The sequence below is a fragment of the Streptomyces sp. NPDC002886 genome, from assembly GCF_042888445.1.
In the GTDB taxonomy this organism is placed as follows: domain Bacteria; phylum Actinomycetota; class Actinomycetes; order Streptomycetales; family Streptomycetaceae; genus Streptomyces.
On the sequence record NZ_JBIAPV010000002.1, the window covers coordinates 265,783 to 277,768 of the forward strand.

Below are 11,986 nucleotides of genomic sequence, written 5' to 3' on the forward strand. Positions count from 1 at the left end.
ATGCCTAACCGAAACACCTGTGATTGGATACCGCCCACGCTCGCTCGTCAAGTAGGGAGGGTCCGATCCGATGCCACCACCACCCCCGCCGCCGCCCCGGCCCGAGGCACGGCCGAAGCCGCCGTCGCCGCAGCCGCCCGTCACGCTCGCCCGGCTCCCCGAGTACGCCGCCGCCGCGTACGGGGAGCGCGAGGCGCTCGCCGACGGAGAGGTCCGCTGGACCTTCGCCCGCCTCGCCGCCGAGATCTCCGCGGCCGCCCGCGCCGCCATCGCCCACGGCGTCCGCCCCGGCGACCGGGTCGCGATCTGGGCCCCCAACAGCCGCCGGTGGATCACCGCCGCCCTCGGCGCGGTCGGCGCCGGCGCGGTCCTCGTACCGGTCAACACCCGCTACAAGCCCGCCGAGGCCGCCGACATCATCCGGCGCAGCGGGGCCCGAGTGCTGCTCACCGAGCGCGGGTTCCTCGGTACCGACTACGCCCGTGACCTGCACGCCTCCGGCGAGGACCTCGGGGCGCTCGCCTCCACGGTGATCCTGCGCGACGGGCGCGAGGGACGCGGGGCGGACCAAGAGGGCACGGGGGACGCGGGCGCGGGGGACGCGGGCACGGGGGACGCGGGCGCGGGTGTCTCCTGGGAGGCCTACCTGCGCGCCGGCGAGGCCGTGCCCGAGGCCGAGCGGGCCGCGCGCGCCGCCGCCGTGCGCCCCGACGACCTCAGCGACATCCTCTACACCTCCGGCACCACCGGCCGCTCCAAGGGCGTCATGACCACCCACGGCCAGACCCTGCGGCTCTACGCCTCCTGGTCCGGCCTCGTCGGCCTGCGCCCCGGCGACCGGTACCTGCTGGTGAACCCCTTCTTCCACACCTTCGGCTACAAGGCCGGGGTGCTCGCCTGCCTGCTGCGCGGGGTCACCATGCTCCCCGAGGCCGTCTACGACACCGACCGCATCCTGCACCGCATGGCCGCCGAGCGCGTGACCTGCCTGATGGGCCCGCCGACCGTCTTCCACGGCCTGATCCGCCACCCGGCACGGGCCGCCCACGACCTGTCCGCACTGCGCCTGGCCGGCACCGGGGCCGCCTCGGTGCCCACCTCCCTCGTCGAGGAGATCCGCGGCGAACTGGGGGCGCCCGACGTGTTCACCGCGTACGGGCTCACCGAGTCCGGCGGGGTCGTGTCCGTCTGCCCCACCGACGCCGACGCGTGGACCCTCGCCCACACCGTCGGCCGGCCGCTGCCGGACACCGAGGTACGGATCACCGACCCGCTCGGCGCGGTGCTGCCCGCCGGGGAGCCGGGCGAGGTGCAGGTCCGCGGCTACCACGTCACCCCCGGCTACCTGGACGACCCGGCGAGCACCGCCGAAGCCGTGCTGCCCGGCGGCTGGCTTCGGACCGGGGACATCGGCGTGCTCGACGCGCGGGGCTACCTCGCCATCACCGACCGGCTGAAGGACATGTACGTGGTCGGCGGCTTCAACGCCTACCCGGCGGAGGTGGAGAACGTGCTGCTGACCCACCCCGCCATCACCGACGCGGCGGTCGTCGGCGCCCCCGACGAGCGGCTCGGCGAGGTCGGGGTGGCCTACGTCGTCACCACCGGGCCGGTCACCGCCGAAGAGCTGACCGCCTGGACCCGGGAACGGCTGGCCAACTTCAAGGTGCCCAGGCGGTTCACCCTGCTGGAGGAGCTCCCGCGCAACGCGGGCGGCAAGCTGCTGAAGACGGAGCTGCGCCGCGCGGCGCGAGGGGAGTCGGCATGAGGCCGCTACAGCCGACCGGCGAGCAGGAGGAACTCCGGGACGCGGTACGGGCCGTCCTGGCCCGCCACCCCGGCCACACGGCCTGGGCTCCGCTGACCGCGCGGATCGGCGCGGCCGCGCTGGCGGTCCCCGAGGAGTACGGCGGGCTGGGCTGCGGGCCGGCCGAGGTCGGGGTGGTCATGGCGGAACTGGGGCGCGCGCTGAGCCCCGTACCGTACCTGGGTTCGGCGGTGCTGACGGTGGCGGCCCTGCTCGCGTCCGGCGACCGCGAGGCCTGCGCGAAGCACCTGCCGCACCTGGCGGAGGGCACGGTCGTGGGGGCCCTGGCCTGGGCGGAGACCCCGGACGGCGGCTGGGAGGCGGACGCCCTGTCCGCCCGGGCCGAGCCCGCCGGGGCGGACTGGCTGCTCACGGGCACGAAGCGGTACGTCCTGGCGGGCCCGGCCGAACCGTCCCTGCTGCTGGCGTTCGCCCGGCCGGACGCCGCCGCCGGCACGGCCCCGGGCCGGCTCGGGCTGTTCGAACTCCTCGCCGCGCCGGCGGCCTTCACCGTACGGTCCACGATGGACCGCACCCGGCCCCTCGCGGAGCTCACCCTGCACCGGACCCCGGCCCGGCTGCTCTCGCCCGACGGCGCCGGGGTCCTCGCCCGGGTCCGGGACCTGGCCTGTACGGCGCTCGCCGCCGAGCAGGCGGGGGCGGCCGCGCGGGCGCTGGAGGTGACGGTCCGGTACGCGAAGGACCGCGTGCAGTTCGGGCGGCCCATCGGCTCCTTCCAGGCGGTCAAGCACCGGCTCGCCGACCTGCACACCGCGGTGGAGGGCGCCCGCTCGCTGGCCCTCGCGGCGGCCGCCGCCGACGCGGCCCCCGACCTGGCGGCCGCCGCCAAGTCGGCCTGCTCGGAGGCGTACGCGTATGTGGCGGGCGAGATGATCCAGCTGCACGGCGGCATCGGCATCACCTGGGAGCACGAGGCGCACGAGTACTTCAAGCGGGCCCACGGCTCGGCCCTGCTCTTCGGCTCCCCGGCCGCACACCGTGAACGGCTGGCGGGAAGACTGGGGTTCCTCCCGACAGGGTGACGCGCCGACGACCGGGGCCCGGATGGCGCGGGTTGTCGTACCCTCGGCCCCATGACGGGCAGCGCGATAGACCTCCGGAAGATCGAAGAGACCGCCCCGGCGCTGGTGAGCCTGTACAAGAGCGCCGGGACCTCGCTCCGCAACCACGGCCTGGAGGGCGGGCGGGCCGCCGTCTACCTGGTGCTCGACTACTCGGGGTCCATGCGCCCGTACTACGAGGACGGCAGCGTGCAGGCCCTCGCCGACCGGGTGCTGGGGCTCTCCGCGCACCTGGACGACGACGCCCGCGTGCCGGTCGTGTTCTTCTCCACCGAGGTCGACGCGGTCGAGGAGATCTCCCTGGCCGGCCACGAGGGGCGGGTCACCGCGATCGCCGCCGGCCTCGGCCACATGGGCAAGACGGCCTACCACGCGGCGATGGACGCCGTGATCGACCACTACCTGGACTCCGGGTCCACCCTCCCCGCGCTCGTGGTCTTCCAGACCGACGGCGGCCCGATCAACAAGCTCGCCGCCGAGAAGTACCTGTGCAAAGCGGCCCGGCTGCCGCTCTTCTGGCAGTTCGTCGGCTTCGGCAACACCCGCAGCTCGCAGTTCGACTTCCTGCGCCGGCTGGACGAACTGCCCGTGCCGCAGAAGCGGGTGGTGGACAACGCGGGCTACTTCCACGCCGGCCCCGACCCGCGCACGGTCGCGGACCCGGAACTGTACGACCGGCTGGTCGGGGAGTTCCCCGGATGGCTGGCGGCGGCCCGGGCTGCGGGAATCGTGCGCGCCTGAGCGGCGGGCGCAGGTGCCCCGCGCTTTGATGGACGCATGACGACGAACAACTGGGCCGTATTCGAAAAGGCGGAACCGGACTTCGCGGCGGCCGTCCGGGCCCGCTTCGCGCAGTTCCCGCACCACGTCCTGGCGACCCTGCGCAAGGACGGCTCCCCGCGCGCGACCGGACTGAACGTCGAGATCCGCGGCGGCGAGCTGTGGCTGGGCATGATGCCGGGCTCGATGAAGGGGAAGGACCTGCGGCGCGATCCCCGCTTCGCCCTGCACACCAACCCGGGCGCGGACGAGGCGATGCCCGACGGGGACGTGCGGATCGCCGGGCGCGCGGTGGAGATCGTGGAACAGCCCGAGCTCCACCGGTACGCGGAGGAGGCCGAGGAGAACGACACCCCGCACCCCTTCGACCTGTTCCGCGCCGAGCTGACCGAGGTGGTGCACGTGGGGGTCGAGGGCGACGACCTGGTGGTCCGCTCGTGGACCCCGGAGCACGGACTGCGCACCCTGCGCCGGGGCAATGACGACGAGCCGGCCCGCGAGGAGCCCGCGGCGGGCGAGGAACCCGCGGCGGGCTGAGCGGGGCTAGACCCTGGCCGGGGACGGCGCCGGGACGACCGCAGGGGTCTTGGCGGGCGCCTTGGCGGACGCCTTGGCCGGGGCCTTGGCCGGGGAGCCGGCCGGGGACTTGGGCGCGGAGCCGGCCGGGGACTTGGCAGGGGACTTGGCGGGAGCCTTCTTGGCCTTGCCCGGTGTCTTCGGACCCTTCGGGGCCTTGGCAGGGGCCCCGGCCGGGGTCTGGGCGCCGACGTCCAGCCAGCTCCGGTCGATGTTGAGCGTCACGTCCCCGTACGTGGCGTCGTGGTCTCCCCGGAACTGGTGGGCGCGGCGGCCCCCCGTCCACTGCCCGGTCCCGGCCGGGAGTCCCATGTCGGCGTCGGTGACCGAGGCCGCGCCGTTCCAGCGGGCCACCCACAGCACGTCGGGCATGGCTTCGGGGGCCTGGGCGAAGTGGGCGCTCAGCGCCTTGGCCCCGGAGCTGGCGGAGACGTAGGCGGCGGCCCCGTAGCCCAGTTCGTGCAGGCGGACCGTCCAGGCGGTGAGGTAGGCGACGACGGGGGCGTCCCAGGTGGCCCGGTCCGAGTAGTTCTCCAGGTCGTTGTAGAGGACCGTGCCCTCGGCCATGCCCAGCGCCGCGGCGGCGTGGGCCGCGCCCTCGGCCTCGGCCCGGCCCTGCTCGTTGGCCTCCGAGGCGTCGGTGGAGAGCCCCGTGGAGGAGCTGTTCCAGGGCTGGGGCCCGACCCAGATCGGCATGAGGTGCCAGCCCGCCCCGGCCTGCCGGCTCACCCATCCGGCGGTGAGCTGCGGCTGGGCGCAGGCGCGGGCGCGGCCGCCGATGTAGACGCCGACGGCGCCGAAGGGCGAGTCGGACCGCCAGGCGTCCATGGTGCGCTGGGTGGGGGCGGTACAGGCGTCGAACCCCTCGCCGGTGAAGGGCGCCTGGACGGTCGTGCGGGACCCCCCGCCGACCACGCCGACCGGATCGACGGGAACCGGACCGGGGGCGGCCGGGGGTGTGAGGGCGCGGGCCCGCGTCAGGACGGCGCGGACGGCCTCGGGGGTGGACCCGTAGGAGACGGTGGCCATCACCCCGGCGCGGCGCAGGGCGTAGCGGATCTCGTTGCTGTCGCCCCGGACCTTGGGCAGCGGGTCCCCCTCGTCGCCTCCGACGGTGGGGATGTCGGCGCGCGGCGGGGCCCCGTCGAGCGGCTCCAGGTGCAGGGTGTCGGAGCGGGGGGCCGCGGCGCGGCCGGCCGCGCATTCGCCCTGGCCGCCGGCGTGCCCGAGGTACAGGGTGGGCAGGTCGAGGCGCAGGCAGGCGTCGGGGTTGCGATCGAGGTCGACGACCCGCCAGTCGGCGGGAACGGTGAGGCGCAGCCCGCGGTAGTCGACGGTGCGGCCGTCGGCGCCGTGGCTCTCGGCCGTGGGGCTCTCGGCGCCGGTGCCGGTGCGGCTCTCGGCGGTCCCGAGCGGGACGGGAGCGAGCAGCGCGGCGCCCAGCAGGCAGCTCAACAGCATGTGGGAGGGGAGCATGTGACCCACTGTTACCAGAAGGCCCGGGGGTTGCCGCAGAGGCACGAGAGCCCGTGCTCACGTGTTGACGGGACGGCCGCACCGCACCGCGACCAGCCCCCCTTCCTCCCCCGCTCCCCTACTCCGCCGCCGGGCGGCCCTTGCTCCGGCGGGGCCCGGCCGCCGCGCGGATCTCCTCCGTGGCCGCGCGGAACGCGGGCGCGGCGCGGGCGAAGTAGTCGAAGAGCAGGGCCTGCTGCTCCGGGGTGTAGGAGCCGATCACTGCCGCGATGTGCCGGCGGGCCGGTCCGACCACGTCCTCGATGCGGTCCAGCGCGTCCGGTACGGGTTCCACGATGACCCGGCGCCGGTCCCCCGGGTCGGCGGCCCTACGGGCGTAACCGGCCCGTTCGAGGCGGTCGATGAGCCGGGTCGTCGCACCCGTCGTCAACCCGGTGCGGGTGGCGAGCTCGCCGGAGGACAGGCTCCCTTCCAGGGTGATGAGGCTGAGCGCGTACCACTCGGAGGTGTGCAGTCCGGCCGCCTCGGCGCTGGCCAGGCCCTGGAGCCCGACGGCGTCCAGGTACTGCCGGAAGTTCGTGTGCGCGTCCGGGCCGCCGCCGCCTGTTGCCATTCTCGGGATCGCCTCCTACCTTTATATCTGCACACATGCAGATATTGTGTTCAGTCAGTATCTGCGTCAGTCTAATCACATGGGGAGTGGTCCGTCATGCAGCAGCCCACCGGCGAGTCCGTAGCCGCCGCCTCCACCGCCGTCCGGACCGTGCTCGACCGGCTCGTCTCCGCCTGGGAGCGCCACGACGCCGAGGCGTACGGCGCGCTGTTCACCGAGGACGCCACGTACATCACCTACGTCGGCACCTTCTACCGGGGCCGCCGCGACATCGTGGACAGCCACCGCGCCCTCTTCGCCGGCTTCCTCAAGGGCACCCGGCTGGCGGACGAGATCCTCGACGTCCGCTTCTACGGGCCGGACACGGCGGTGGTCAACGGCCGCGGGGACACCTACAAGGGCAAGCGCCCGGCGAAGCTCACCAAGATCCAGACGTACACCCTCGTCCGCGACGCGGACGGGTCATGGCGGATCGCCGCGTTCCAGAACACCAAGCGCAAGCCCCTGATGGAGGCCGTGTCCTACCGGTTCGCCCCGGACCTCGTCCCGGCCGCCGAGCGCTGACCGTGCGCAGCGCCCCCTCGCCCGGCCCCACCCCGACGACCTTACGGAGAGCCCGCATGACCACCGTCCGTACCGACGACCGCACCAGCGCCCCGAGCACCGACCCGGACTGCGCACCCGACTCCTCCCCCGGCACCGGCCCGGCGGCCCCGCCCGCGCCCCGCCCCCGCGGGCGCACGCTCAAGCGCGCCCTGATCGGCGCCGCGCTCGCCCTCGGCCTCACGGCCGGCGGCGGCTACCTGTGGCTCGACGGCACCTCGGAGGTCAAGGTCACCGGCTCCGCCGCCTGCACGGCCGTCACCGCCACCGGCGCCGGGGGCGTGACGGGCGACCGCGACGCCGTCTGCGGCGTGCTGTCCTCGCTCGCCGGGGCCTGGGGCGCCGCCGACGCCGACGCGTACGGAGCCCACTTCACGCCGGACGCCACGTACACGACGTACGTCGGCACCCACTACCAGGGCCGCGGCGACATCACCGAGGCCCACCGGGCCCTCTTCGGCGGCTTCGTCAAGGGCACGAAGCTGGCCGACTCGATCCTGGGCATCCGCTTCCTCGGCCCGGACGCGGCCGTGGTCACCAGCCGCGGCGACACCTACGAGGGCGGGCGGCCGGCGGGAACTGTCGAAGGTCCAGACGTACACCCTGACCCGCGAGAGCGACGGACAATGGCGGATCGCCGCGTTCCAGAACACCCGGCGGCAGCCGGTCATGGAGCGGGCGTCCTTCCTCCTGTCGCCCGGCACGGTGCCCGGAGCCGAGAAGTGACGGCGCGCACCGCCCTGGTCACCGGGGCCAGTTCGGGTATCGGCCGGGCCTTCGCCCGCGAACTCGCGGCGGCCGGCTGGACCGTGACCCTCGTGGCCCGGGGCGAGGACCGGCTGCGCGCCCTCGTGGAAGAGCTCGGGCCCGGTCACCGCCGGCTGGCCGCCGACCTGTCCACTCCCGAGGGGCAGGGGCTGGTCGCCGCCGAGCTGCGCCGACACCCCGTCAACCTGCTGGTCAACAGCGCCGGCACCGCCCACCACGGGCCCTTCGCCGGGTCCGACCCGCGGGACGCCCTCGCCGCGACGCGCCTGGGCTGCGACGCCGTCGTCACGCTGGCGCACGCCTTCCTCTCCGGGGCCCGCCGCGGAGACGCCCTCGTCAACGTCTCCTCCACCCTCGGCGGCGCCCCGTCCCCCGGCCTCGCCGTCTACAGCGCCGGCAAGGCCTTCGTGACCGCCTTCTCCGAAGCCCTCTGGCACGAGCAACGCCCCCGCGGCGTCCACGTCATGGCCCTCTGCCCCGGCCCCACCGCCGCGGAGCCGGGGCCGCAGCCGGAGTCGACGCCCCCGGCCCAGGCCCCGGCCGGGCGGCACCAGGACGCTCCGGCCGCCCTGGTCCAGAGCCCGGAGGCCGTGGTGCGCGCCGCCCTGCGCGCCTTGGGCCGCCGCACCACCCGGCCGACCGTCGTCCCCGGACGTGCGAACTCCCTCTTCGTCCTCGCCGCCCGCCTGCTCCCGCGCCGCGCTCTGCTGGCGCTGCTCAGCCGCTAGGCCGTCTCTTTCGGATCTTGCCGGGCCCGCGACGCCTGGCACCGCCCCGGGACGCTCCGCTACTCCTCCTGCTCCTGGAAGGCCGGCAGGGCGAAGATCCGCTCCTTCCCCGCCTCCTCCATGAGCTCGACGAGGGGCAGCACCAGCTCCCACAGGTCCTGCTCGCCGACCTCCCGTACGAGCCCTTCGAGCTCCGTGTCGCCCAGCCCGGCGGCGGCATCGGCCACCACCTTGCGCGCCTCCTCGGGCAGTACGCCGACCAGCGGCAGGAAGGCGCCCCAGAGCGCGGTGGCCACGACGGCCCGTACCACTCCGGCCAGCACCAGCGGGTCCCGCAGGGACTCCAGCCGGGCCACCGCGAGCCGGTCCTCCTCGCCGAGCAGCGCCACGAGCGGGAGCAGGGACTCCCACAGGCCCTCGGCGTGCGTCACCCGTACGAGCGAGTCGAGTTCGGCGGCATCGAGGCGGGCGGTGAGCTCGGCGATCCGCAGCCGCTGGTCGCCGCCGACCATCGCGGCGACGCCGAGGGCCTCCTCCCAGAGCCCCTCGGCGGCAGCGGCCCGGACGACCGCGGCGAGCCGGTCGTCGCCCATGAGCTCCAGGATCCGGGGCAGCCGCTCGGGCAGGTCCACGTAGAAGCCGGCGCGCAGCACCGCCGCGTCGTCGACCTGGTCGAGGATCCGGCGGAGCACTTGGTCCCGCATGTGGCCGACGAACCGGCCCATGGTGAGGTGGTCGCGGTTCTCGGCGAGGGTGGTGGCGATGCGTACGACGAGCCCCTCGTCGAGGCGGTCGACGATCCCGGAGATCTTCCGGGGGTCCAGGTGTCCGCAGGCTTCGGCGGTGAAGGAGACGGGCAGTTTCTCGATGATGGCGGCGGCCCGGCCCGCCTCCAGCCGGCCGGCCACGCCGGCGGCCAGCCGGGGCCCGAGCGCCTTCTGCGAGATGGCGGCCGCGATGCCGGCGGGCACCAGTTTGGTCGCGGCGGCGATCCGGTCGAGCATCTCGGGGGCGCCGTCGTTCAGTACGCCGCTGACCTGCTCGCGGAACGCCCGTACGTCCTCGTCCGGCAGCCCGCGCAGGAAGCCGAGCTCTCCGGCGTCCGCGCCCACCAGCCGGGCGATCTTCTCCACTTCGGCGCGGCTCACCGGAACAGCACCTTGCGCACGGCCCCGCGCGCGAGGGCGGGGACCAGCCCCAGCGCCTCCTCGGCGGCCTGGTTCAGGCCTTCGGCTTGGCGCGCCCGCTCCGCTTTGAGCGCCTCGGCGAGCCGCGCGAGCTCTCCGGCGTCCAGCTCCGCGAACGACGCGGGAGGCCGGGCTCCGCCCAACTCCCCGCCCAAACGACCCATTTCCTCATCTGTACGCACGGGACGACCTCCCACACCAGAGACGACACGACGGCTCGCATCGAGCGTGGGCCTGAATTGACTAATAGTCAATACTCGCGGGTAGGGCTGGCGGGAGACATCAACTGCCGCCTCCGGCCAGCTCCTTGAGCACCAGGTCCAGCGGGGTGGCCCGTACGCCGAGCACGGCCTCGGTATCGGAGGCGTCGAGGCGCAGCGCCGCGTCGTACATGTACGCCATCTCCGGGATCTCGGCCATCACCGCGTCCCGGGCGACCTGCTCGGCCAGTTCCCCGGGCGTCATCCGCCGCAGCCGCGGCTCCGGCGCACCCGCGGTCTCGGCGAGCCGGTCGGCCAGTGCCCGCACGGACAGCTCCGAGGTGGACGGCACGTGCCAGGCCCGGCCCCAGGTGTCCTCCCGGCCGCCGACCGCGATGAGGGTGCGGGCCACGTCGTCCACGTAGGACCAGGCGTGCGCCTCGTCCAGGCCGACCGGGAGCAGGGCCTCCGTGCCCGCGAGCACGGCCGGGACGACCGTCCAGGTGAACAGCGAGAGCGCACGGTCCCCGAGGTAGTCACTGGCCCGGACCTCGGCGACGCGCACCCGCCCGGCCTCGTGGGCGGCCAGGGCCTCCTCCCAGATCGCGGCGCGCACCCGCCCCTTGTCCGAGGTCGGCCGCAGGGGCAGCCCGGGGGACAGCGGCCCGTCGACCGGTCCGTACCCGTAGACGTTCCCGAGCATCACGTAGTCCGTGCCGGCCCGCCCGGCGGCGGCGAGCAGGGAGGCCGCCAGGGGCGGGAAGGCGGTGCGCCAGTCCTGATAGGCGGGAGCGGCCGCGTTGTAGAGGGTGCGGGCGCCCCGGAGCAGCTCGGTGAGGCGGTCGCCGTCGGTGATGTCGGCGGCGACCCGCTCGACGAGCGGATGCTCGGGCCCGCCGCCGCCGCGGGTGACGACACGGACCCGTTCGCCGGACGCGGCGAGCAGGCGGGCGGTGGCGGTGCCGATCGGGCCGGCGCCGGTGACGACGTGCACGGACATGGCCGTACTCCCTTGCGGATGGCGCGAGTTGTTCACGCGATGGATCAACTCTCACCCCGGGCAGGCCCGTACAGTAGTGGCCCGAATGTCAGCCGTCCGGAGATTCGAGCCATGACGCCTCCTCGTGCGACCCACCGGCCCGCCCACCGGCCACACCGGGTCGTGGTCATCGCGGTCCCCCCGGTGACCACCTTCGACCTGTCGATCCCGGAGGTGGTCTTCGGCGCGACCCGCATCGGGGAGGACCCGGCCTACGAGGTGACGATCTGCACGCCCGCCCCCGGCATCGTCGAGGCGGCGATCGGCATCGACATCGTCGTGCGCCACGGCCTGGAGGCGATCGATCGGGCCGACACCGTGATCGTGACGGGGACCGGCGCCCGGGTCAGCGGCGACCCGCGGGTACTGGACGCCCTGCGGGCCGCCGCCGCGCGGGACGTGCGCATCGCGTCCATCTGCACGGGCGCGTTCGTCCTCGCGCAGGCCGGCCTCCTCGACTCACGGCGCGCCACGACCTTCTGGAGCATGTCGGAGGAGTTCAGAGAGCGCTTCCCCGCGGTCGACTTGGTGCCGGGCGTGCTGTTCGTCGAGGACGACGGGGTGGTGACCTCCGCGGGGCTCTCCGCGGGGATCGACCTGTGCCTGCACCTGGTGCGCGGCGACTACGGAGCCGCCGTGGCGAACGCCACGGCTCGTCTGGTGGTCGCGGCGCCCGCCCGGCCCGGCGGCCAGGCCCAGTTCATCGAGACCCCGCTCCCGGCCGACCGCGGCAGCTCCCTGGCCGCGACCCGCGCCTGGGCCCTGGCCCGCCTGCACGAACCGACGACCCTGGCCGAACTGGCCCGGCACGCGGGCCTGAGCGTGCGCACCCTGACCCGCCGCTTCCGCGCAGAAACCGCGCTCAGTCCCCTGCAGTGGCTCCTGCACCAGCGCCTCCACCGCGCCCGCGAGATCCTGGAAACGACCGCCCTGCCCGTGGACCAGGTGGCGGCACGCAGCGGTCTCGGCACCGCGGACTCCCTGCGCACCCACCTGGTCCGCTCCACGGGCCTCACCCCGACCGCCTACCGGGCCATGGCACGGGTGCGGCAGCCGTAGGCCCGCGGGCGGCGCGGGCCGGGCACGATCCGAAAGGGACGGCCTGCGGTGGCCGGCGGGCCCGGCGC

Annotated in this window: 12 protein-coding genes; 7 read left to right on the top strand and 5 right to left on the bottom strand. The window is 74.9% G+C overall.

All coding sequences use genetic code 11. The annotated features are described in order from the left end of the window. Window positions 1–70 precede the first annotated feature (70 nt). Genes ACFYYB_RS07370 through ACFYYB_RS07385 form a run of 4 tightly spaced genes read left to right on the top strand, consistent with a single transcriptional unit; the run spans window position 71 to window position 4,206 of the window. A complete protein-coding gene (locus ACFYYB_RS07370) occupies window positions 71–1,768 on the top strand; it encodes a FadD3 family acyl-CoA ligase (RefSeq protein ID WP_389433755.1) in 1,698 nt (565 codons plus the stop codon). Next, window positions 1,765–2,850: an acyl-CoA dehydrogenase family protein gene (locus ACFYYB_RS07375; protein WP_389433756.1), complete on the top strand. Its 1,086-nt coding sequence runs from the start codon at window positions 1,765–1,767 to the stop codon at window positions 2,848–2,850. Before ACFYYB_RS07370 ends, ACFYYB_RS07375 begins: the two co-directional genes overlap by 4 nt. 51 nt (window positions 2,851–2,901) lie before the next feature. Continuing rightward, window positions 2,902–3,630: a vWA domain-containing protein gene (locus ACFYYB_RS07380; RefSeq protein WP_389433757.1), complete on the top strand. Its 729-nt coding sequence runs from the start codon at window positions 2,902–2,904 to the stop codon at window positions 3,628–3,630. Window positions 3,631–3,666: 36 nt separating this feature from the next. Further along, window positions 3,667–4,206: a pyridoxamine 5'-phosphate oxidase family protein gene (locus ACFYYB_RS07385; RefSeq protein ID WP_389433758.1), complete on the top strand. Its 540-nt coding sequence runs from the start codon at window positions 3,667–3,669 to the stop codon at window positions 4,204–4,206. Between the two features lie 6 nt (window positions 4,207–4,212). Here the strand turns inward: ACFYYB_RS07385 and ACFYYB_RS07390 are convergent, their stop codons facing one another. Beyond that, complete coding sequence (locus ACFYYB_RS07390; protein ID WP_389433760.1) at window positions 4,213–5,721, bottom strand: DUF1906 domain-containing protein; 1,509 nt, start codon at window positions 5,719–5,721, stop codon at window positions 4,213–4,215. 118 nt (window positions 5,722–5,839) lie between these two features. Next, on the bottom strand, window positions 5,840–6,334 hold the full coding sequence (locus ACFYYB_RS07395; protein ID WP_389433761.1) for a MarR family winged helix-turn-helix transcriptional regulator: 495 nt from the start codon (window positions 6,332–6,334) through the stop codon (window positions 5,840–5,842). A gap of 96 nt (window positions 6,335–6,430) precedes the next feature. Here ACFYYB_RS07395 and ACFYYB_RS07400 point away from each other — a divergent pair, with 96 nt between their 5' ends. Further along, on the top strand, window positions 6,431–6,898 hold the full coding sequence (locus tag ACFYYB_RS07400) for an SgcJ/EcaC family oxidoreductase (protein WP_389433763.1): 468 nt from the start codon (window positions 6,431–6,433) through the stop codon (window positions 6,896–6,898). 56 nt (window positions 6,899–6,954) lie between these two features. Continuing rightward, window positions 6,955–8,433: an SDR family NAD(P)-dependent oxidoreductase gene (locus ACFYYB_RS07405; protein ID WP_389433764.1), complete on the top strand. Its 1,479-nt coding sequence runs from the start codon at window positions 6,955–6,957 to the stop codon at window positions 8,431–8,433. Window positions 8,434–8,492: 59 nt separating this feature from the next. On the opposite strand, the gene ACFYYB_RS07410 is transcribed toward ACFYYB_RS07405, so the two are convergent. From ACFYYB_RS07410 to ACFYYB_RS07420, 3 genes are all read right to left on the bottom strand, one after another. Further along, window positions 8,493–9,581 carry a hypothetical protein gene (locus ACFYYB_RS07410; protein ID WP_389433765.1) on the bottom strand — a complete coding sequence of 363 codons (1,089 nt, stop codon included), beginning with the start codon at window positions 9,579–9,581 and terminating at the stop codon, window positions 8,493–8,495. After that, the gene (locus ACFYYB_RS07415) at window positions 9,578–9,784 is read right to left on the bottom strand and encodes a hypothetical protein (protein WP_389433766.1); all 207 of its coding nucleotides are present in this window, start codon (window positions 9,782–9,784) and stop codon (window positions 9,578–9,580) included. Before ACFYYB_RS07415 ends, ACFYYB_RS07410 begins: the two co-directional genes overlap by 4 nt. A 118-nt stretch (window positions 9,785–9,902) precedes the next feature. Beyond that, on the bottom strand, window positions 9,903–10,820 hold the full coding sequence (locus ACFYYB_RS07420; RefSeq protein WP_389433767.1) for an NAD-dependent epimerase/dehydratase family protein: 918 nt from the start codon (window positions 10,818–10,820) through the stop codon (window positions 9,903–9,905). A gap of 111 nt (window positions 10,821–10,931) precedes the next feature. Between ACFYYB_RS07420 and ACFYYB_RS07425 the strand changes: the two genes are divergently transcribed. After that, window positions 10,932–11,918: a GlxA family transcriptional regulator gene (locus ACFYYB_RS07425; protein ID WP_389433769.1), complete on the top strand. Its 987-nt coding sequence runs from the start codon at window positions 10,932–10,934 to the stop codon at window positions 11,916–11,918. The last annotated feature ends 68 nt before the right edge of the window (window positions 11,919–11,986 follow it).